The following is a 20,309-nucleotide window of genomic DNA, read 5'->3' as shown; positions in this document are numbered from 1 at the left end:
TCAAGCCGAGAACGGTCGGCGGCGGTGACGTCAAATGTGATCCCTGTGCGCATCCCCAACCGTCGCACAATCCCAAACGGTTGGGAATCTCAGGACGGAATCTTTCGTCGCGATCAATCCACTAGCACAGGAATGGAGCGTCGGAGGAACGCCGAATGAAGAACAAGTCTACCAGCAAAAACTAAGGCGGAAGCCGAGCTTCCGCCTCTTCGAAACTCAGGAATGAACCGGCAGCTCACCCGGCGAGTGCCAAAGCCACTGCCTCGATCGCTTCGTCGGCCTTCGACCCGTCGGGGCCGCCGGCCTGCGCCATATCAGGACGGCCGCCGCCGCCCTTGCCGCCGAGGGCCGCCGAGGCGACGCGCACCAGATCGACAGCACTGAAACGATCGACGAGATCCGGCGTCACCGCGACGACGGCGCTCGCCTTGCCATCGTCGGACACGCCGATCAGGGTGACGACGCCGGAGCCGATGCTGGTCTTGCCGTCATCGGCAAGTCCCTTCAAATCCTTGGGATCGACGCCTGAAATCGCCTTTCCGAGGAACTTGACGCCGGCGACTTCGCGCACGGCATCGACCGAGCCGCCCTGCCCGCCGCCCATGGCGAGCTTGCGCTTGGCATCAGCCAGTTCTTTCTCCAGCTTGCGGCGCTCGTCCATCAACGCTTCGACGCGCGACAGAACTTCGGCCGGCTGTACCTTGAGCGAAGTGGCAAGCGCCTTCACGCGTTCGTCCTGTTCGGCCAGATATTCGCGCGCCGATTCGCCGGTGACGGCCTCGATGCGGCGAACGCCGGCGCCGACGGCACTTTCGCCGAGAACGCGGATCAGGCCGATCTGGCCGGTCGCCCCGACATGGGTGCCGCCGCAGAGTTCGATCGAATAGGACCTGCCGGCCTTGGCGCCACGCATACCCTCGCCCATCGCCACGACGCGCACCTCGTCGCCGTATTTTTCGCCGAACAGCGCCATCGCGCCTTCGGCGATTGCATCGTCGACGCTCATCAGCCGGGTTGTAACAGGCGAATTCTGCAGCACGATTTCGTTTGCCATATCCTCGACGATCTTCAGCACTTCGGCCGACATCGGCTTCGGATGCGAAACGTCGAAACGCAGACGCTCAGGCGCGACCAGCGAACCCTTCTGCGCCACATGGGTACCGAGCACCTCGCGCAGCGCCTCATGCAGCAGATGCGTTGCCGAGTGGTTGGCACGCAGCCGCGAGCGTCGGGCGTGATCGACGGTCAGAACAACCGCGTCGCCGGTCTTGAATGCACCTTCGACGACGGCACCGAAATGCACGAAGAGGCCTTCGCCCCTCTTCTGCGTGTCTGATATCTCGATCTTGCCGTGGTCGGACGAGATGACGCCGGTATCGCCCATCTGACCACCGGATTCGCCATAGAACGGCGTCTGGCTGACGACGATCTGCACCTTATCGCCGGCCTTGGCTTCTTCAGCGACGGCGCCGTCCTTGACGATCGCCTGCACCACACCTTCAGCGGTTTCGGTATCGTAACCCAGGAATTCGCTTGCGCCGTGCTTTTCCCTGAGCTCGAACCAGATGGTTTCGGTTGCCTTCTCGCCGGAACCGGCCCAGTGCGAGCGGGCTTCGGCCTTCTGGCGTTGCATGGCATCGGTGAAGCCGGAGATATCGACGCCGATCTCGCGAGCGCGCAGCGCATCCTGCGTCAGGTCGAGCGGGAAGCCGTAGGTGTCGTAGAGCTTGAAGGCGGTCTCGCCATCCAGCATGTCGCCCTTGCCGAGATCGGTGGTCGCATCCGACAGCAACGACAGGCCACGCTCCAACGTCTTGCGGAAACGGCCTTCTTCGAGTTTCAGCGTCTCCGAGATCAGCGCTTCGGCACGCACCAGTTCCGGATAAGCGCGGCCCATCTCCTGCACCAGCGTCGGCAGCAGCTTGTACATCAGAGGCTCGCGGGCACCGAGCAGTTCGGCATGGCGCATGGCGCGGCGCATGATGCGGCGAAGCACATAGCCGCGACCTTCATTCGACGGCAGCACGCCATCGGCGATCAGGAAAGCCGAGGAGCGCAAGTGGTCGGCGATGACGCGATGGCTGGCGCTCCCCTCCGCCTTGACGCCCATCGTCTCTTCGATAGTACCGATCAGCGTGCGGAACAGGTCCGTGTCAAAGACGCTCTGGACGCCCTGCAGAATGCAGGCCATGCGCTCCAGACCCAAGCCGGTATCGATCGACGGACGCGGCAGCGGGTTGCGAACGCCAGGCTCCGTCTGCTCGAACTGCATGAAAACGAGGTTCCAGAATTCCAGGAACCGGTCGCCATCTTCTTCCGGCGAACCGGGAGGGCCTCCCCAGACGTTCTCGCCTTGGTCAATGAAGATTTCCGAGCAGGGGCCGCAGGGGCCGGTATCGCCCATCTGCCAGAAATTGTCAGAGGTGGGGATGCGGATGATCTTGTCGTCGGAGAATCCGGCAATCTTCTTCCACAGCGTCGCAGCTTCTTCGTCTTCGGAATAGACAGTCACCAGCAGGCGATGTTTCGGCAGATCGAAACCTTCGGTGACGAGCTTCCAGGCAAGCTCGATCGCATTCTCTTTGAAATAGTCGCCAAACGAGAAGTTGCCGAGCATTTCGAAAAAGGTCAGGTGCCGGGCCGTATAACCAACATTGTCGAGGTCGTTATGCTTGCCGCCGGCGCGCACGCATTTCTGCGACGTTGTCGCAGTCGAATAAGGGCGCTTCTCAAGGCCGGTGAAGACGTTCTTGAACTGCACCATACCGGCATTGGTGAACATCAGCGTCGGGTCGTTGCGCGGCACGAGCGGGCTCGACGAGACGATCTCATGACCGTTCTTCTTGAAATAGTCGAGGAATGTCGACCGGATATCGTTCACACCGCTCATGCTATGCCCTTCAATGCTGCCCGAGGCAGGTAAATCTAAATCCATCGGCTTTTAACGTTCGCCTCCGCCACTGTCCAGCAGACAAACAAAACCGGCCGCATTCTGATCAGGGAATGCAGCCGGTTTGGATTTTCTAAAGGACTGGCAGAAAAACTGATCGCGAGATCACATCTCCGCGGCAGCATCACTGTCATCGGGATCCGGTCCGCCGTTCTGCAGGAAGCGGTCGGCGATCAGGCCGGCATTCTGGCGCAGCGACAGCTCGATTTCGCGAGCGAGATCCGGATTGTCGCGCAGGAAGGTCTTGGCGTTTTCGCGGCCTTGGCCGAGACGCTGGCTGTTATAGGAGAACCAGGCACCCGACTTCTCGACGATGCCGGCCTTGACGCCGAGATCGACCAATTCGCCGGTCTTGGAAACGCCCTCGCCATACATGATGTCGAACTCGACCTGCTTGAAGGGCGGCGCCATCTTGTTCTTGACGACCTTCACGCGGGTCTGGTTGCCGATCACCTCTTCGCGCTCCTTGACCGCGCCGATGCGGCGGATGTCGAGGCGCACGGAGGCATAGAACTTCAGCGCATTGCCGCCGGTCGTCGTTTCCGGCGAACCGAACATGACGCCGATCTTCATGCGGATCTGGTTGATGAAGATCACCATGGTGTTCGACTTGGAAATCGAAGCGGTGAGCTTGCGCAGCGCCTGGCTCATCAGGCGCGCCTGCAGGCCGGGTAGGCTGTCGCCCATCTCGCCTTCGATTTCGGCGCGCGGCGTCAGTGCAGCGACCGAGTCGATGACAAGAACGTCGACGGCGCCGGAGCGCACCAGCGTATCGGTGATTTCGAGCGCCTGCTCACCGGTATCGGGCTGCGAGATCAGAAGGTTCTGCAGATCGACGCCAAGCTTGCGGGCATAGACGGGATCGAGCGCATGTTCGGCATCGACGAAGGCGCAGATGCCGCCCTTCTTCTGCGCTTCGGCAATGGTCTGCAGTGCAAGCGTTGTCTTACCCGAGCTTTCCGGCCCGTAAATTTCGATGATGCGGCCCCTCGGCAGACCACCGACGCCAAGTGCAATATCGAGGCCAAGCGAGCCGGTCGAGATCGTCTCGATCTCGACAACATTCTCGTTGGAGCCGAGTTTCATGATCGAGCCCTTGCCGAACGACCGCTCTATCTGTGAGAGTGCCGCTTCAAGCGCCTTGCTTTTGTCCACCGATTTGTCCTCTACCAGCCGCAATGAATTCTGAGACATCCGATCCACCTTTAGGTTATTGAAGCCGCCCAAGCAATGTTGAGTTTGTACCCTGTTTGTTCCATTCTCGCAATAGGCGATCAAACAATTGAAAGAAAAAGGTAAAACGGCCCGTGTTCTATTTTTGTTTTATCGATGCAAAGCAACGGCTTAGACCTGAAATGCCAACACGCGCCCATCAGAATGCATCGCATCGATTCGCTTTTTCGGCATTGGGAGAGCGACTGAAATGAACAGAAAGATTCTCGTTCTCGGTGGTGCCCATATCGATAGACGCGGCCGCATCTTGGGCGAGACGGCGCCTGGCGCCAGCAATCCCGGGACCTGGTTCGAAGAGCCGGGCGGCGGCGGCTTCAATGCGGCGCGCAATCTCGCAAGGCTTGGTTTTCAGGTGACGATGATCTCGCCGCGCGGCGGCGATCCGATGGGCGAGATGGTCGGCGAAGCCGCCGATTTCGCCGGCATCGACGACCGGCCTTTCGTCTTCCTCGACCGCAAGACGCCGAGCTATACGGCGATCATTGAGAAGGACGGCAATCTGGTGATCGCCCTTGCCGACATGGATCTCTACCGCTTCTTCGTGCCGCGGCGTCTCTCCATCCGCTGGGTGCGCGAGGCCTTCGCCGTCCATGATCTCATTCTTTTCGACGCCAACCTGCCGGAGGAGACGATCGCGGCGATCGTTGCCAAGGCGCAGTCCCTGGCAAAGCCGGTCGCAGCGATCGCCATTTCGCCCGCAAAGGTCGTCAGGCTGAAACCCTGTATCGGGGATATCGACTACCTGTTCCTGAACGAGGCCGAGGCCGCCGCCCTTGCCGGGCAACAGCCGGAAGACGCTGCCGGCTGGCCGCCGCTTCTGAACGCGATCGGCATCAGGAACGCCGTCGTCACCCGCGGCCGCCGCGAGCTCGTCGCTCTTTGCGAGGGCCGCGCCGTGACGCTGCAGCCGCCGATCGCCGACACTGTCGCCGATGTCACCGGTGCCGGCGATTCTCTTGCAGCCGGCACGCTCGCCGCCTTGATGGACGGCCTGCCGCTCGAGGAGGCCGTCCGCCACGGCACCGCGGCCGCCACGCTGACCGTGCAGTCGCGGCACGCCGTCAACGAAAATCTGACGCCGGATCTCTTGAATGCGGCGCTTGCCCTTGTTCCCAAGGTCAGAATTCTGCATTGAAACGACGAAATTAAATAGTTGAGTGTGATCTCGTCCGAAACCGCTGAGACTTTCGGCATCATGCTCCATCGACGACAGGACAAATCATGACCAAGCCCATCTCGCCTCTTCTGCCGATCGCCTATTCGAAAGAGGTCGCCAGCGCCAAGCAGCGCGGCGCGCCGTTGGTGGCACTGGAATCGACGATCATCACCCACGGCATGCCCTATCCCGGCAATATCGAGATGGCCCGCAGCGTCGAGACGATCATTCGCGAACAGGGTGCCGTCCCGGCAACGATCGCCGTCATTCACGGCACGCTGCATGTCGGCCTTGAAGCCGGCGAACTGGAGCAGCTTGCCAAGGCGACCGAAGTGATGAAGGTGTCGCGCGCCGATCTCGCCTTCGCGATCGCTGAGCGCCGCACCGGCGCTACCACAGTCGCCGCGACGATGATTGCCGCCGCCCGCGCCGGCATCCGGGTTTTTGCCACAGGCGGCATCGGCGGCGTGCACCGCGGCGCCGAGGAAAGCTTTGACATCTCCGCCGATCTCGAGGAACTGGCGCGCACCGGCGTTATCGTCGTCTGCGCCGGCGCCAAGGCAATCCTCGACATTCCGAAGACGCTGGAGGTGCTGGAAACCCGCGGCGTTCCCGTCGTCACTTACGAGAGCGAAGAATTCCCCGCCTTCTGGTCACGCTCCTCGGGCATCCGCAGCCCGCTGTCACTGAACAGCCCGGCCGCCATTGCCAATTTCCAGACGGTGCGCGAACAGCTCGGCATCGACGGCGGCATGCTGATTGCCAACCCGGTGCCCGAGGCTGACGAGATCGCCCGCGAGGAGATGGAAATCTATATTGAGCGGGCGCTGGACAGCGCCGAGCGCGACGAAATCACCGGCAAGGCGGTCACGCCCTATCTGCTCTCCACCATCTTCGACCTGACAGATGGCCAGAGCCTGAAGACCAATATCGCGCTGGTCGAAAACAATGCGCGGCTGGCGGCAGAGATTGCCGTGGCGCTTGGGGAATAAGGTAGCGGGCCGGCAGGAATCGCCTCGGTAGATAGGCCATACCGGGTGAGCCCCCCTCTGCCCTGCCGGGCATCTCCCCCACAGGTGGGGAGATCGGCTGCGGCACCGGCTTCCACGACAATCAACATTGCAATCCGGCAAACGATAGAGAGGCGGGAGGAGCATGCCTCTTGTCGATCTCCCCACCTGTGGGGGAGATGGCCGGCAGGCCAGAGGGGGGTGTCTCACGGCACGCCCTCTCAAAACCTCTGAGCCACCGAACTCCTAACTATCCAGCGTTTCCTTCACCACCACCGCAAGCTGCTTCAACGAAAAAGGCTTCGGCAAGAACCCGAATTTTGCCTCGGGCGGCAGGTTGCGGGCGAAGGCATCTTCGGCGTAGCCCGAAACGAAGATGAATTTCATGTCGGGATAGGTCTTGCGCAGCTCGCGCAGCAGCGTCGGGCCGTCCATTTCGGGCATGACCACGTCGGAAACGACGATGTCGACCTTGCCGCCGAGCTCTTCCATGATGTTGAGCGCCTCGACGCCCGATCCCGCCTCGTGCACGGTATAACCGCGGGTTTCCAGCATGCGCTTGCCGCCGCGGCGCACCGCCTCCTCGTCTTCGACGAGAAGGATGACCGCCGATCCCGTCAAGTCCTCCGGCTGCTGCGGTGATGTGGGCTGGGGCAGCACCTCGATAGCGCCGTCGATCGAGCCTGCCTCGCCGGCAACCACCGGCTCCGGGATGTGGCGCGGCAGGAAGACCCGGAAGGTCGTGCCCTTGCCGACTTCGGATTCCGGCTGGATGTAGCCGCCCGATTGCTTGACGATGCCGTAGACCATGGCAAGGCCAAGTCCCGTGCCCTTGCCGACATCCTTGGTGGTGAAGAAGGGCTCGAAGATCTTGTCCATGATTTCGGGCGCAATCCCGGTGCCGTTATCGGCAACTTCGATCAGCACCATGTCCTCGGCCGGCATGTAGGAATAGTTGAAGGCAGAGACCTCTGAGGCAGTCAGGTTTCGGGTGCGCAGCGTCAGCGTGCCGCCCTCGGGCATCGCATCGCGCGCATTGACGCAGAGATTGATCAGCACCTGCTCGAATTGCGAAAGGTCTGTTTTGACAGGCCAGAGGTCGCGGCCATATTGCACGTCGAGCTTGACATTGGTGCCGGAGAGCAGCCGGTCGACCAGCATGCGCAGGTCGCCGACGACATCGGTGAGGTTGAGCACCGAGGGCCGCATCGTCTGCTTGCGCGAGAAGGCGAGCAACTGGCGCACCAGCACCGCGGCGCGGTTGGCGTTGCGCTTGATTTCCATCAGGTCGGCAAAGCTGGCATCGGCCGGCCGCGCCTGCAGCAGCAGATGGTCGGAGGAAAGCAGGATCGCCGTCAGCACATTGTTGAAATCATGTGCGATGCCGCCGGCGAGCGTGCCCACAGCATTCATCTTCTGCGTCTGCGCCATCTGCGCTTCCAGCGCCTTCTGCTCGGTCACCTCGACGGCATAGACGATCGCCGCCTCCTCGGGCGCCTCGTCGCTCTGGTCGATGACCGCATTGACATAGAAGCGGAAATAGCGCGCCTCGTCGGTCGGCGTACGGGTATCGAGCGGCGCGATGTCGCCCTGCCGGTCCTTGGCCGCCGCCAGCGCCGCAGCCAACTGCGGCCGATCGCTCTCCTGGACAATGGTTTCGAGATGCGGCGCCTTTTCGAGATCGTCGCGCGAGACGACGCTGGAAAACAGCTTCAGGAACGGCGCGTTGGTCCGCAGGATGCGCCCGTCGCCGTCGACAGAGGCGATTGCCATCGGCGTGTTGTTGAAGAAGCGGGTGAAACGCATAGCGGCAGCCGACGCGGACTGGCCGCCGGCCTCGCTCTTTTCACGCCCCAGCACGATCGTCCGGCTTTCGCCGGGTGCGCCGTCGCGCATCGAGGTGACGCTGTGAATGATCTGCACCGGCAGGCTCTGGCCATTGGTCTTGCGCAGGTCGAGATCGAGCGTTACGGTCTTTTTCAGGCCCGGTTCGGCCTGCACCGACTGGATCAGCGCCAGCCCCTCGCCCGCCACGACGTCGCCGATCGTCATCGAGCCCGGCACGAATTTGGTAAGGTCGAGGCCCAGCCACTCGGCAAGCGTTGCATTGAGATAGAAGATCTCGCCCTTCCTGCCGGCGGAAAAGAAGCCGGCCGGTGCATGGTCGAGATAGTCGATCGCGTTCTGCAACTCCTTGAAGAAGCGCTCCTGGTCGTCGCGCTCGGTGGTGATGTCGGTGATCTGCCAGATCTGCAGCGGTTTGCCGCTGTTCTCCTCGGGCTGCAGCAACCGCGCCTTCAGCCGGTACCAATGCGCGCCGGAGCTGTTGCTGCCAGGCCCGACGGCGCGCAGCAGGCGGAATTCCTCCCGGCCCTCCTTGCCCTCGCGCAGGCCGTTGACCAGCCTGTAGAGTGCTTCGTTCGATTCGCGGTGGCGCGACAGCAGGGTTTCCAGTGTCTGCACCTCGGTCGCCTTGCGCGCGCCGGTCAGCGCGCCATAGGCGGCGTTGGCATAGATGATTCGGCCCTTTTCGTCGGTGATCAGCGTGCCGTCCGGATGGCTGTTGAGGAAGGCGCGCGCCAAGCTGTCGGATTGGCGCTGCGGCATCACCTCGATGAAACCGATGACCGAGGAGACCAGGAAGAAGATGCCGACCATGGCGAGCACGCCGAGACCGCCAAGCACGACCTCGTTGTCGAGCGAGCTCTTGAAGACGACAAAGCCGCCGGCGGCTGCGATCAACACGAGAGCCAGCAGAAGAATGCGCAAAACCGTGCCAGAACGCCCCCCACGATCCACAAGCGGTGCGTTATACTCGTCGGCCTGACGCGGTTTCGTCATGTATTCCTCACATAAGCCCCTCCAGCTTCGTAGCACGAACACGAAGCGGGAATCAGGCACTGTTTCCTTCTTAGCAATTTGCTGCGTCGGCAAAAACACCGCTGGCCGGCAAGACTGCTTGAATTCACAGGCAACAGCGCCATCTGCCCCTGAAGCTCAACCCGGCCACCCGAGCGCATGGTCGCCGGGCGCCAAGCAGCGAAACACGAAATCGCGTTCTCCCGTGACTGGACAGCACCGGCGGCCCTTGCCTAAGGAACGGAAAAGTCGTCAATATGTGCCGAAATGTGAAATGGAGTGAGTGATTATGTTGGGTGATGTTGTCGGAGCTTATGGCAGCCGTTTCCTGCTTGCGGCCGGTGGCGTCGGTCTGGCGCTTCTCTTGCTCATCCTCGTGCTCTGGGTGATCCGCAGACGGGCACCCTCGCCCTTCTTGCGCGGCGGCCGCAACCGCCAGCCTCGCCTGCAGGTGCTGGATGCCGCAGCTGTCGATACCCGTCGCCGGCTGGTGCTGGTGCGCCGCGACGACGTCGAGCACCTGATCATGATCGGCGGCCCGAGCGATATCGTCATCGAAAGCCGTATCCTGCCGGGAGCGACCGAACAGCCGGAAAGCGCCAACCGCCCGCAACTCGTCGAGCAGCGGCCAATACCCCCAGCGCGGCCGGAAACGCCGGCGGTTTCTCCGCCCCACCCGCCGGTCGCGACCCCAGTCGCAGGCCCCGTTGCAGCCCGCATCGAGCCGGCGGCCGAGCCTTCCTTCTCCGCGCCGGTTTCGCCGGTGCCGCTCCCGCGCCCCGAACCGCCTGCCCCGCCGGCTGTCGCCCCGCCCGTGGCGACGAGCCCTCTTCCGGCAAACCCCATGACGCTGTCGGTCGAACGCGACTCTCCTGTGCCTGCCGCCCCGCCGCAGCCGCGCCCGCCGGAGCGTCCCGTCGCTCCTCCGGTCGCACAGCCTGCATCTTTCCACGATACAGCAAGTGCGGCCGAGATCCTCGATGCCGCCCGCCAGCGCGTGCTGCCGCAGCAGCGCATTGAACCCGAGATCTCCGCCCCGCCTGTCCACGTGCCGGCCGCCGCCCGCGCCGCACCTGGTACGGCAGAGGCCGATGCGGCTGCGCAGTCGGCAGCGGCAATCCGCGGCGATTTCCAGCGGGTGCTGGATGAGGAGATGTCGAACAATCTGACGGCCGAACGCATCGTCCCGGTGCCGGCGAACCAGGCCCCCCGCCAAGCCATACCGCAGCCGGGCAACCTGCCGCGCCGCGATCCCGATCTTGCTCCGATCACCGGCGCCGATACCGAGCTGCAGAAGGAAGTGGCCCGCATCTTCGGCGAGATGAGCGTCAACCGCGACAAATGAGGCAAACGCGTCCGCGTGAAACCGGGTTGCTGCGCCTTCGTTTTCATCATCAAGTTGCACAAAAGCCGCATGCCGCGGCTTTTTCCGTTTCCGAATGCCTCCGGCCTCCCCATCATGCCGATCATTTGGTATCGATCAGGGTGAAGAGCGTCGGCGCATTCGAGGTTACATATTGCCTAAATAAATTCCGGTCTCACTCCAGTTTCACCCGTACTGCCGCCTAGCGACACGCTGGCGGCATGCGAACATGTTCATCGGGTGGTGGCGAGAGACCGGTTTGGCATTGTTACAATGTGCCAAGTGCAGCTCCGCTGTCTCAGGTCTTCAGCCGCCCACAACATCGCCACACCGCGCCCGCAAGGGTCTTCTCACGCACCATCTCGATGGGCTTCCGAACGGAAGACCAAGACGATATGTGCAAGACGCTTCGGGTCCGATGGACCATTATTCCCAAGACAGCGCCCCGGCCTTGGATTGCATGCGGCGGATGCGGAGGCCTGAGAGCCTTTCAGTCCAGCGGCAAGATCCGGCTCAATGCCAACGGCCGCAAGCTGGACGCCTGGCTTATCTACAAATGCCTGACCTGCGAACGGACATGGAACCGGCCGATCCTCGAGCGCCGGAATGTCCGCGACATCGATCCTGCCGTTCTTGACGCTTTGCAATCCAACGATCCGGACTGGATCCGCGCGGAAAGCTTCAACCTCGATGCTCTCCGACACAAATCGCTGCGTGTGGATGAGTTTGCCGAATTTGAAATCGCGAAGGAAATGCAGCACGAAACTGCCAATTGGACGAGATTGGCAATCGAACTGATGGTGCCGTTTCCAACAAGCACCCGCCTCGACCGTCTGCTGGCCTCGGAACTGAAGCTTTCACGTTCGCGGCTGCGGGCTCTTCACGACAAAGGCATGGTCCGGACGGCTCCTGAGCGGGCAGACATCATGCGGCGGCGGATCAGAAATGGCGCCCTTGTGGTGATTGACCTCTCCATGGAGACCGAGCGGGAGCAATCGTGGAAACCTCTGGCGACAGGCAATTACGCCGTAGAACAGTGATCAACGAAAAAAGCGCCGCGATCGGATCGCGGCGCTTGTTCTGTTCTCATCTCTGCATGAAGACCATTATTCGTCGCGATAGACCTTTTCGCGGCGTTCGTGGCGCTCCTGCGCCTCGATCGACAGCGTCGCGATCGGGCGGGCGTCGAGACGCTTGAGGCCGATCGGTTCGCCGGTTTCCTCGCAAAAGCCGTAAGTGCCGTCTTCGATGCGCTGCAGTGCCGCGTCGATCTTGGAAATCAGCTTTCTCTGCCTGTCACGGGCGCGAAGTTCGATCGCCCGATCAGTTTCCGACGACGCCCGGTCGGCGAGGTCGGGATGGTTTGCGCTTTCCTCGGCCAGATGGTCGAGGGTTTCACGCGCTTCTCTAAGGATATCATTTCTCCATGCAACCAGCTTCGTCCTAAAGTAGGCACGCTGGTTTACGTTCATGAACTCTTCCTCTTCCGAGGGAACGTAATTGCTAAGATCGATCTTCTCACTCAACGCGATTCTCCTGAAGAACATCTCATCTGGCCGGGTGTATATCCCAAGCGCTAGCCGCGGTTCAAGCCAAATACGACAGGTAAACAGATTTTTAAATCTGTTACAATTTTAGGCTAACGATCTATTTTGTCATGGTTATTCCGGCTTCCGTTTTTTTCTTCGCCTTCAAAACGCCGTGTTGTCAGCCACGTTTTGCGCCGTTGCGGCATGGCTGGCGATTGACGGCGGCCGATTGCAACCGCTACTGAAAAGACCCACCCGATCCTGGATTTGCCCATGACCGTACCGCTGCCTCCGCCCAACCGCATCTATCTCCTGCGTCATGCCGAGGCCGCCTGGGCCGACCCCGGGCAGCGCGATTTCGACCGGCCGCTCAACGAAAAGGGCTTTGGCGATGCGGAGATCATCGCCGACAAGGCCGCCGACAAGGGCTACCGTCCCGATCTTGTGATCAGTTCGACGGCGCTGCGCTGCCGCGACACCGCCGGCGCCGTCCACCGGGCAATGGGCGTTGCACTCGACGTGCGTTATGTCGATGCGCTCTACAACGCCACGGTCGACACCTATCTCGAGATCGTCGATGCCCAGGATGAGGCGGCCGTCATGCTGGTCGGCCACAATCCGACCATGGAGCAGACGCTGGAGGCGCTGATTGGCCATGAGGCGATGGTCGGCGCCCTTCCCGGCGGCTTCCCGACGGCTGGCCTTGCCGTCGTCGATTACGACGCTTCCGCCGCCGTCTGGCGCCTCGCCGATTTTGTGATCGTCTGAAAGCTTTCGCGCCGCGTCTTTTTCGGGCGGCGTGCCCTTCCTATATTGCCGGCAGTCACCAACCGGAATCGCGCCTTGCCGCCACGCTTGACATCCTTTGCCGATGACGCCCGCATCGCCCTCGACAATCTCGCCGATCGGGCGAGCGGCCTCGTCAATCCGACCGTGCGGCTCGGCGTCACCGGCCTCTCCCGCTCCGGCAAGACGGTCTTCATTTCCTCGCTGGTTCACAATCTCCTGCATGGCGGCCGCCTGCCGCTGTTCGAGCCGGTGCAATCCGGCCGCGTCTCGGCGGTGCGGCTGGAGCCGCAGCCCGACGATGCCGTGCCGCGCTTCCAGTACGAGGACCATATCCGCGCGCTGGTGAAGGACCGTATCTGGCCGGATTCGACCCGCGCCATTTCCGAACTGCGCATCACGCTGGACTATCAGAGCGCCAGCGGATGGAACCGGCTGTTTTCGCCCGGTCGCCTGTCGATCGACATCGTCGATTATCCCGGCGAATGGCTGCTCGACCTGCCGCTGCTCGGCAAGGATTACCGCACCTTCAGCGAGGAAACGCTGGCGCTGGCGCAAACCGGCGTCCGCTCGGAACTGTCGCGTGGATGGCTGGCGCTGACGCATGCCGCCGATATCAACGCCGGCGCCGACGAAATGGTCGCTCGCGACCTCGCCACCGCCTTTGCCGATTATCTCAAGGCCTGCAAGGCCGACGAACGCTCGCTCTCCACCCTGCCGCCCGGCCGCCTGCTGCTGCCGGGCGATCTCGACGGGTCGCCTGCGCTGACTTTCGCGCCGCTCGCTCTGCCGCCGGACGGGCGTCCCGGCCGCGGCTCGCTCTGGACGATGATGGAACGGCGTTACGAGGCTTATAAATCGGTCGTCGTCAAACCCTTCTTCCGGGAGCATTTCGCCCGGCTCGACCGCCAGATCGTGCTGGTCGATGCACTCCAGGCGATGAACCGCGGCCCTGAAGCCGTGCAGGATCTGGAACGCGCCCTGACCGATGTGCTCGCCTGTTTCCGCCCAGGCACCAATTCGCTGCTCTCCTCGCTGCTCGGGCGCCGCATCGACCGCGTGCTGGTTGCCGCCACCAAGGCCGATCATCTCCACCATGAAAGCCACGACCGGCTCGATGCCCTGACCCGCCGCCTGGTCGATCGTGCCATCGACCGCATCGGCATGGCCGGTGCCGGCATCGACGTCATGGCGCTGGCCTCCGTGCGCGCCACCCGCGAAGCCTCGGTCAAGCGTGAGGGTCATGAACTGCCGGTCATCGTCGGCACGCCGATGGAGGGGGAAACCATTGCCGGCGAGCGCTTCGACGGGCAGAGAAAGACCGCAATCTTTCCCGGCGACCTGCCGGAGGATCCGGAAAGCCTGTTCGACCGCATCGCCTCGGGCGAGACCGGCCTGCAACTGCCCGATGTCAACGTCGTCAGGTTCCGCCCGCCGCAGCTTGAGGAAACCGGCGGCGGCATCAAGCTGTCGGTACCGCATATCCGCCTCGACCGGGCCATGCAGTTCCTGTTCGGAGACCGTCTCGCATGAGCAAGCCTCCGTCCGAGCCGCCACGCCGCCCACCGGCGGTCTTCACCTACGAGGACGAGGCCACCGAGCGTCATGATAACGGCCGCCAACGAGAGCAGCGGCGCAGGCCGGAAAGCTTCTCCGAAAACGTCGTCGTGACGGCCGATGAAGACGATCCCTTCCTCAATCCCGACAAGGATCTGAGCGCAGTGCCCGTGGCAACGCCGCTGAGACGTCGGACCTCCTTCGGCAAGATCGCCGCCGGCGCCTTCGGCATCCTGTTGTCGCTAGGCCTCGGCCTCTGGACCGACAGCCTGATCCGCGATCTCTTCACCCGCGCCGACTGGTTGGGTTATGCAGCCCTTGCCGTGCTCGCGGTCGGCATTCTCGCCGTGTTTGCCCTCGTCATCCGCGAGACATTAGGCATGATGCGCCTTGCCGCTGTCCAGGCGATCAAGGCCGAAGCGGAAGCCGCAATGGTCGAAACCCGGCCGGCAAAGGCGCGCGCCGTCGTCGCCCGCCTGATCACGCTGCTTTCCGCCAATCCCGAAACATCGAACGGCCGCACCACGCTGAAGGCGACCGAGGGCGAGGTCATCGATCCCCCGCACCTGATTGCGCTTGCCGAACGGGAATTGCTCGCTCCGCTCGACCGCAAGGCTCGCGCCTTGATCGTCAACGCCTCGAAGCGCGTCTCGATCGTCACCGCCGTCAGCCCGCGCGCCGTGGTCGATCTGCTCTATGTGCTCTATGAGGCCGTGCGGCTGATCCGCGCCATGGCCGAGCTCTACGGCGGCCGCCCCGGCACGCTCGGCATGTTCCGTCTGCTGCGTGACGTGTTGGCGCATCTGGCGGTCACCGGCTCGATCGCCGTCGGCGACAGCCTCGCCCAGCAGGTGCTCGGCCACGGGCTGGCCTCGAAGCTCTCGGCAAGACTCGGCGAAGGCGTCATCAACGGCCTGATGACCGCCCGTATCGGAATCGCGGCGATGGATCTCTGCCGCCCGCTCGCCTTCCACGCCCTGAAGCGACCGGGAATCGGTGATTTCATCGGCGATCTCGCCCCCTCCATGTCGCCGCGCGGCAACACTCCTTGAACGAAGCAGCGATTCCGCGGCTTTCTCCTCCCCTTGCGTAAAGCGGAAGAAATTACAGCGGATTCAAAGCGATAATGGCGGTATGCTGAAATTACAGCCGCGCGAAAGCCCTGTGCCGCATCGCATTTCGACATGATTGAAAGGAAGGATTAACCATTCTTCGGCAAAACTTGCAGCCAGTTCGTGAGTGGTGTTTGCCAAGGAAAATCCATGTATTCGCGCAAGCTTCTTATTATATGCGGTCTGGCCGCCGCGGCACTGTCTCCCGTCGCAGATGTCGCTCCGGCAGCCACCGCTGCAACCCGTGACAAGGCCTTCTTCGATTCCGTCACCGGCTCCTGGAAGGGCCCGGGCGAAATCGTTGCCGGCAAGTACAAGGGCACCAAATTCACCTGCAATCTGATCGGTGAGCCGACTGGCGACAGTGGCGCCGGCATCAAGCTCGACGGCACCTGCCGCGTCGGCGTCTTCAAGCAACCGATGACCGCCGTCATCTCGCAGTCGGGCTCGACCTACAAGGGCAAGTTCCTCGACGGCGCCGCCGGCAAGGGGCTTGACGTCGTCTCCGGCGCCGTTTCTGAGGATACCGTCGTCGTCGGCATCAACCGCGCCAAGCTGAACGGCGCGATGATCGCCCGGGTGCGGGACGACAAGACGATGAATGTCACCGTTTCCGTCAAGGTCGAAAGCCAGATGATCCCGGTCATCGGTCTGACACTGACCCGCCAGGTCGACGAGATGGCCGTCGGTTCTATCGAATAGATAAATCGTATAGTGGATTTTCCTGAAGCGGCGGGTTTCCCGCCGTTTTCCGTTTCAGGATCTCCGCTTCAGCTTTTGAGCCACCAGTCGCGGCTGTTATCGGCGACTTCGATGCCCGCCACATCAGCATCCGACAGCCAATCGCTGATCGCCCTGCCCTTGACGAAAATGTCCGCCGCGATATCGGCGAGCGGCATCAGCACGAAACCGCGATCGGTCATGCGCGGATGCGGCAGTTCCAGCCGCGGCGCCTCCTGAATGACGTCGCCATAGGTCAGCACGTCGATATCGAGCGTGCGCGGACCCCAGCGCTCGATGCGCTCGCGTTTCATCTCCCGTTCGATCGACAGGCAGACATCGAGCAAAGCCTCGGGTTCCAATCGGGTCTCGACGGCGGCGCAGGCGTTGAAGAAGAAGGATTGGTCGGTCTTGCCCCAGGGCGGCGTGCGATAGAGCCGGGAGACCGCCGTCACCCGGCAGTCATCTCGTTCGTCCAGCCTCTGCAGTGCGGCGGCCATCGCCTTGACGGGATCGCCGACATTGCCGCCGAGACCGAGTGTGGCCGATTGCCATGCGGCCTCAGGCAAAGTGCTCAACGCTCACCTGCACGAAATCGAGCACGCCGGGCACCGGCGCGTTCGGCTTGCGCACCGTGATCTTCGCCCGCCGGACCTGCGGGAATGTCTCGCACAGCCCCTTGGCGATATCGAGCGCCAGGGCCTCGATCAGGTAACGCCGCTTGCCCGTGACGATCTGCTCGATCACGGTGAAGGCGATGCCGTAATTGACGGTATCGTTGATCGAATCGCTTTCCAGCGCCTCGCCGGCAACGACATCGAGCTCGGCATCGACGAAGAAGCGCTGGCCGAGGAATTCCTCCTCGTCATGCACGCCGTGGCGCGCAAAGAAGGCGCAGTTCTGCAGCGTGATCGTGTAGGTGGTCATGTCGGCCGCTTCCTCTCGAATTCCTGGCGCGCATTCAGCATAGCATCGACGATGTCGAGCGCATCCCTGTTGATTGCGACATTGTGCACCCGAAAAACCGCAGCGCCTTGAAGTCTGAGCAGGGCGCTGGTGACAGCCGTCGCCGCGTCTCGGTCCGGCGCCTCACGTCCCGTCACCGCGCCGAGGAAGCGCTTGCGTGACGTGCCGGCGAGCAGCGGCAGGCCAAAGCGGGAAAGTTCGGAAAACCGCGCCATCAGTTCGAGATTCTCCTCCGCCGTCTCCTTGGCGAAGCCGAAGCCCGGATCGAGCACGATGCGATCGCTGCTGACGCCGGCGGCCTGGGCGATCGCAAGCGACCGTTTCAGAAAATGCACCTGGTCGGCGATCACATCGGGAAGCTTCGCCCTGTCGCGGCCGGTATGCATGATGCAGAGCCCGGCCCCGGTCGCCGCGGCGATGTCGGCGATATCGGGCTCCTTCTGCAGCCCGAAGACGTCGTTGACGATATGGGCGCCGGCACTGACCGCCAGCCGCGCCGTCTCGGCGCGATAGGTATCGATCGAGATCAGCGCCTGAGTGCGCCCGCGTAGCGCCTCGATGACGGGCAGCACGCGCGCCTGCTCCTCGGAAGGGCTGACGGATGCTGCGTTCGGCCGGGTCGATTCGCCGCCGATATCGACAATCCCGGCCCCCTCGCTCACTGCCCGCAGCGCGTGTTCGACCGCCGCCTCGACGGTTTCAAAACGTCCGCCGTCGGAAAAGGAGTCCGGCGTCACGTTGATGATCGCCATGATGAGAGAACGACGGCCGAGTTCGATCTGCCGGCCATGGCCCACACGCCATAAACTGCCTTCGAGCCCTGTCACCAGACTTATCCCATTGATCACGAAAAAAGCGCCATCCGATATTGCGCTTGTGGTGGCTATGCCCCAAGCTCCGGTCGATTTCAACACGGGTTGCGTTCAGAATGCCGCTTGCAGTGCGTTATATGGTCCTTCCTATCGCCTTTTCCATTGCTCTTTCCGTCTGCAGCCCAGCGGCGGCAGAAGTGATCGCATCGAAAAGCTACTCCTATTTCGACATCCGCGGCAAAACCGCGGATGAGCTCGACCGCGAACTCAGCCGGCGCGGCCCGACGTCGAGCGGCTCCTCGGCGCGCCATCCCGGCGCAACGAAGATCCGCTTTGGCGGTGAAGCCACCTATATCCAGGATAACGGCCGTTGCCGCGTTGGCAGCGTCAAGGTCACGGTCCACACGCAGATCATCCTGCCGCGCTGGAGCAGCCGCAAGGGCGCCAGCAAGGAGCTGTCGATGATCTGGGATGCCCTGTCGAGCGATATCAAGCGCCACGAGGAGCGCCATGCCGAAATCGCCCGCGATCAGGCCCGCGCCATGGAACGCGCCATTCGCGCGCTGCCGCAGCAGCGCAGCTGCGAGGCTATGCAGGAACTCGTCACTGGCGAATCAGCTCGCGGTATAGACGAGCACGATCGGCAGCAGGCGCGATTCGACCGGGTCGAAGCGGTCAATTTCCAGAAGCGTATGCTGAGGTTGCTGAACAATCGAATCAACGGCCGAGCCGGCGAAAAATAAGGCTTTTTTAGTCTGGTTGCGAGCGGAAAACCTTAGCTGCACAACAAAACTTGTGCGAAACTTGCACCCTCCCCAGTGATTTAATGGTCATTTTTCATCCTGGCAGACTCAACCGGAACGCGTTAATATGAACACATTCGAAAGTTCAGGTACGGCATCTGCACTTTCATCGCTGGGTTCTCCTGGCGCGTTCCGAAGCCGCGGATGTTCCTCCCTCATCCGTAGGTAATGCGCCCGCCTCGCCTCGCTCGCTCAAGCGCGCGAGGCGTCTTTTTTTCTGGACGAATTCTGGCGAAGTTTGAAGCGCAGCGCGCTTAAGCCTGGCGTTCCGGCACGTGCACCACGAGACCGTCATAGACAGACTTCATGCGGATCTGACAGGACAGCCGCGAGGTCGGGCGCACATCGAAGGCGAAGTCGAGCATATCCTCTTCCATCGCTTCCGGCTGACCGACCTGTTCGGTCCACGCCTCGTCGACATAGACATGACAGGTCGCGCAGGCACAGGCGCCGCCGCACTCGGCCTCGATGCCGGGCACCGAATTGCGCACGGCATTCTCCATCACGGTGGAGCCTTGGTCGACGTCGAGGTCGAAGCGCGTGCCGTCGAAGGCGACGATGGTAAGTTTGGGCATCAGGACTATTTCCGGTCTTCAAATGATGGGCGGATTTTCTTCCGACAATTCGACGCGTCAGTCAACATCGGGAAATTCACTATAGCCTCGCAGATTGAGGTTTCACCCGCCGTCTCCAAAGCGTCATGCCACAGGTCGCAAAAAGACCCGTGGTTCCGCAATGGAACAACGGGTCCTTGTTTGAACGGTCTAGAGAAAGAAATCAGCCGCGGCAGAGCTTCAGAATGAAATTCTCGGCGTCGATGACGGCTGCACCGAGCGCTGCCGTCGCACCGGCATCGCCGCCGTTTTCCTCGACGGCCTCAGCCGTCTGCGACACGCGGAACGCGCCGACCGAACTTGCCGCGCCCTTCAGGCGGTGCGCGGCCGCGCCGACGCGGATGGTTTCGCCGCTCGCAATATCCTGCAGACATGCACGAGCCTGGCGCGCAAACATCTGAAGGACTTCGATTTCCAACGTCTTGTCGCCCATCGTCTGCTTGGCGAGATGAACCAGATCGATTGGCCGGACCTTCGAGGGACAGGGTCCCTTTGCATTATCCGGCGCCTCGAATACGATGTTCAATGCTGCCATCTGAGCTGCCATTGCCAATTCTCCCGTCTCGTGTCGTGCGCAGTTCCAACAGTTCTGCGTCAGGAGGGTGGCCATCACGTTAAATTCCGGCACATTCAGGGCGGAAATCTCGCCACATGGTTAACGTCCGTTAAATATCGCTAAATTATTGGTTTTTAAGCGGTGCTACGGATTTAAAGATGTTAACAACGGGTTAACGAGCCTCAAATCTCAAGCCTTCATTAATTGTGTGAGGAGCCCAGATGTGTCACTACGATACTGGTGGAGCGGGTTTATGGTACGCGCCTTTGCCGAGTGAGTGGAT

The 20,309-nt window shown here is 62.2% G+C and carries 18 protein-coding genes; 9 read left to right on the top strand and 9 right to left on the bottom strand.

Going from position 1 to position 20,309, the window contains the following annotated elements; genetic code table 11:
• Nucleotides 1–235: 235 nt before the first annotated feature.
• Together alaS and recA are read right to left on the bottom strand one after the other, a co-directional pair.
• Complete coding sequence (alaS, locus tag HJB83_RS31810; RefSeq protein ID WP_221133176.1) at nt 236–2,890, bottom strand: alanine--tRNA ligase; 2,655 nt, start codon at nt 2,888–2,890, stop codon at nt 236–238.
• Nucleotides 2,891–3,055: 165 nt separating this feature from the next.
• Nucleotides 3,056–4,144, bottom strand: coding sequence for a recombinase RecA (gene recA / locus HJB83_RS31805; protein ID WP_207580652.1), 1,089 nt, complete (start codon nt 4,142–4,144; stop codon nt 3,056–3,058).
• Nucleotides 4,145–4,373: 229 nt separating this feature from the next.
• Between recA and HJB83_RS31800 the strand changes: the two genes are divergently transcribed.
• Both HJB83_RS31800 and HJB83_RS31795 read left to right on the top strand, forming a co-directional pair.
• Nucleotides 4,374–5,318 (top strand): carbohydrate kinase family protein, encoded by a 945-nt coding sequence (locus HJB83_RS31800; RefSeq protein WP_221117082.1) that lies wholly within the window; start codon nt 4,374–4,376, stop codon nt 5,316–5,318.
• Nucleotides 5,319–5,404: 86 nt separating this feature from the next.
• A complete protein-coding gene (locus HJB83_RS31795; protein WP_164014206.1) occupies nt 5,405–6,331 on the top strand; it encodes a pseudouridine-5'-phosphate glycosidase in 927 nt (308 codons plus the stop codon).
• 264 nt (nt 6,332–6,595) lie between these two features.
• On the opposite strand, the gene cckA is transcribed toward HJB83_RS31795, so the two are convergent.
• Entirely contained in the window at nt 6,596–9,190 is a 2,595-nt protein-coding gene (cckA, locus tag HJB83_RS31790; RefSeq protein ID WP_221133175.1) for a cell cycle histidine kinase CckA, read from the bottom strand.
• Nucleotides 9,191–9,497: 307 nt separating this feature from the next.
• Between cckA and HJB83_RS31785 the strand changes: the two genes are divergently transcribed.
• Together HJB83_RS31785 and HJB83_RS31780 are read left to right on the top strand one after the other, a co-directional pair.
• Entirely contained in the window at nt 9,498–10,553 is a 1,056-nt protein-coding gene (locus HJB83_RS31785) for a flagellar biosynthetic protein FliO (RefSeq protein ID WP_207580656.1), read from the top strand.
• Nucleotides 10,554–10,966: 413 nt separating this feature from the next.
• Complete coding sequence (locus HJB83_RS31780; RefSeq protein WP_207580657.1) at nt 10,967–11,611, top strand: DUF1062 domain-containing protein; 645 nt, start codon at nt 10,967–10,969, stop codon at nt 11,609–11,611.
• 66 nt (nt 11,612–11,677) lie between these two features.
• Here HJB83_RS31780 and dksA read toward each other — a convergent pair whose 3' ends face one another.
• On the bottom strand, nt 11,678–12,097 hold the full coding sequence (gene dksA / locus HJB83_RS31775) for an RNA polymerase-binding protein DksA (protein WP_164014196.1): 420 nt from the start codon (nt 12,095–12,097) through the stop codon (nt 11,678–11,680).
• A 276-nt stretch (nt 12,098–12,373) separates the two neighbouring features.
• Here dksA and HJB83_RS31770 point away from each other — a divergent pair, with 276 nt between their 5' ends.
• The 4 genes from HJB83_RS31770 to HJB83_RS31755 all read left to right on the top strand — a co-directional run bounded on the left by HJB83_RS31770 (nt 12,374) and on the right by HJB83_RS31755 (nt 16,257).
• Nucleotides 12,374–12,868, top strand: coding sequence for a histidine phosphatase family protein (locus HJB83_RS31770; protein ID WP_207580658.1), 495 nt, complete (start codon nt 12,374–12,376; stop codon nt 12,866–12,868).
• A gap of 75 nt (nt 12,869–12,943) precedes the next feature.
• Entirely contained in the window at nt 12,944–14,419 is a 1,476-nt protein-coding gene (locus tag HJB83_RS31765; RefSeq protein ID WP_221117080.1) for a YcjX family protein, read from the top strand.
• Nucleotides 14,416–15,495, top strand: a complete 1,080-nt coding sequence (locus HJB83_RS31760) for a YcjF family protein (protein WP_221117079.1) — start codon at nt 14,416–14,418, stop codon at nt 15,493–15,495. Before HJB83_RS31765 ends, HJB83_RS31760 begins: the two co-directional genes overlap by 4 nt.
• A gap of 210 nt (nt 15,496–15,705) precedes the next feature.
• Entirely contained in the window at nt 15,706–16,257 is a 552-nt protein-coding gene (locus HJB83_RS31755; RefSeq protein ID WP_207580661.1) for a hypothetical protein, read from the top strand.
• A gap of 68 nt (nt 16,258–16,325) precedes the next feature.
• Here HJB83_RS31755 and folK read toward each other — a convergent pair whose 3' ends face one another.
• The 3 genes from folK to folP are packed head-to-tail and all read right to left on the bottom strand — an operon-like array spanning nt 16,326 to nt 18,068.
• Nucleotides 16,326–16,844 (bottom strand): 2-amino-4-hydroxy-6-hydroxymethyldihydropteridine diphosphokinase, encoded by a 519-nt coding sequence (folK, locus tag HJB83_RS31750; RefSeq protein WP_207584317.1) that lies wholly within the window; start codon nt 16,842–16,844, stop codon nt 16,326–16,328.
• Nucleotides 16,837–17,202 carry a dihydroneopterin aldolase gene (folB, locus tag HJB83_RS31745; protein WP_003579602.1) on the bottom strand — a complete coding sequence of 122 codons (366 nt, stop codon included), beginning with the start codon at nt 17,200–17,202 and terminating at the stop codon, nt 16,837–16,839. The genes folK and folB overlap by 8 nt, the downstream gene beginning before the upstream one ends.
• Nucleotides 17,199–18,068, bottom strand: a complete 870-nt coding sequence (folP, locus tag HJB83_RS31740) for a dihydropteroate synthase (RefSeq protein ID WP_207580662.1) — start codon at nt 18,066–18,068, stop codon at nt 17,199–17,201. The genes folB and folP overlap by 4 nt, the downstream gene beginning before the upstream one ends.
• A 101-nt stretch (nt 18,069–18,169) precedes the next feature.
• On the opposite strand from folP, the gene HJB83_RS31735 reads away from it, so the two are divergent.
• On the top strand, nt 18,170–18,796 hold the full coding sequence (locus HJB83_RS31735) for a DUF922 domain-containing Zn-dependent protease (protein WP_207580663.1): 627 nt from the start codon (nt 18,170–18,172) through the stop codon (nt 18,794–18,796).
• Between the two features lie 314 nt (nt 18,797–19,110).
• Here the strand turns inward: HJB83_RS31735 and HJB83_RS31730 are convergent, their stop codons facing one another.
• Together HJB83_RS31730 and HJB83_RS31725 are read right to left on the bottom strand one after the other, a co-directional pair.
• A complete protein-coding gene (locus HJB83_RS31730; RefSeq protein ID WP_207580664.1) occupies nt 19,111–19,431 on the bottom strand; it encodes a 2Fe-2S iron-sulfur cluster-binding protein in 321 nt (106 codons plus the stop codon).
• 202 nt (nt 19,432–19,633) lie between these two features.
• On the bottom strand, nt 19,634–20,017 hold the full coding sequence (locus tag HJB83_RS31725) for an Hpt domain-containing protein (RefSeq protein ID WP_007629359.1): 384 nt from the start codon (nt 20,015–20,017) through the stop codon (nt 19,634–19,636).
• Nucleotides 20,018–20,309 lie beyond the last annotated feature (292 nt).

It is taken from the genome of Rhizobium sp. NZLR11 (assembly GCF_019685115.1).
Lineage (GTDB): Bacteria > Pseudomonadota > Alphaproteobacteria > Rhizobiales > Rhizobiaceae > Rhizobium.
The sequence above is the reverse complement of the archived record's forward strand: the minus strand, read 5'-3'. Positions and strand labels throughout refer to the sequence as shown.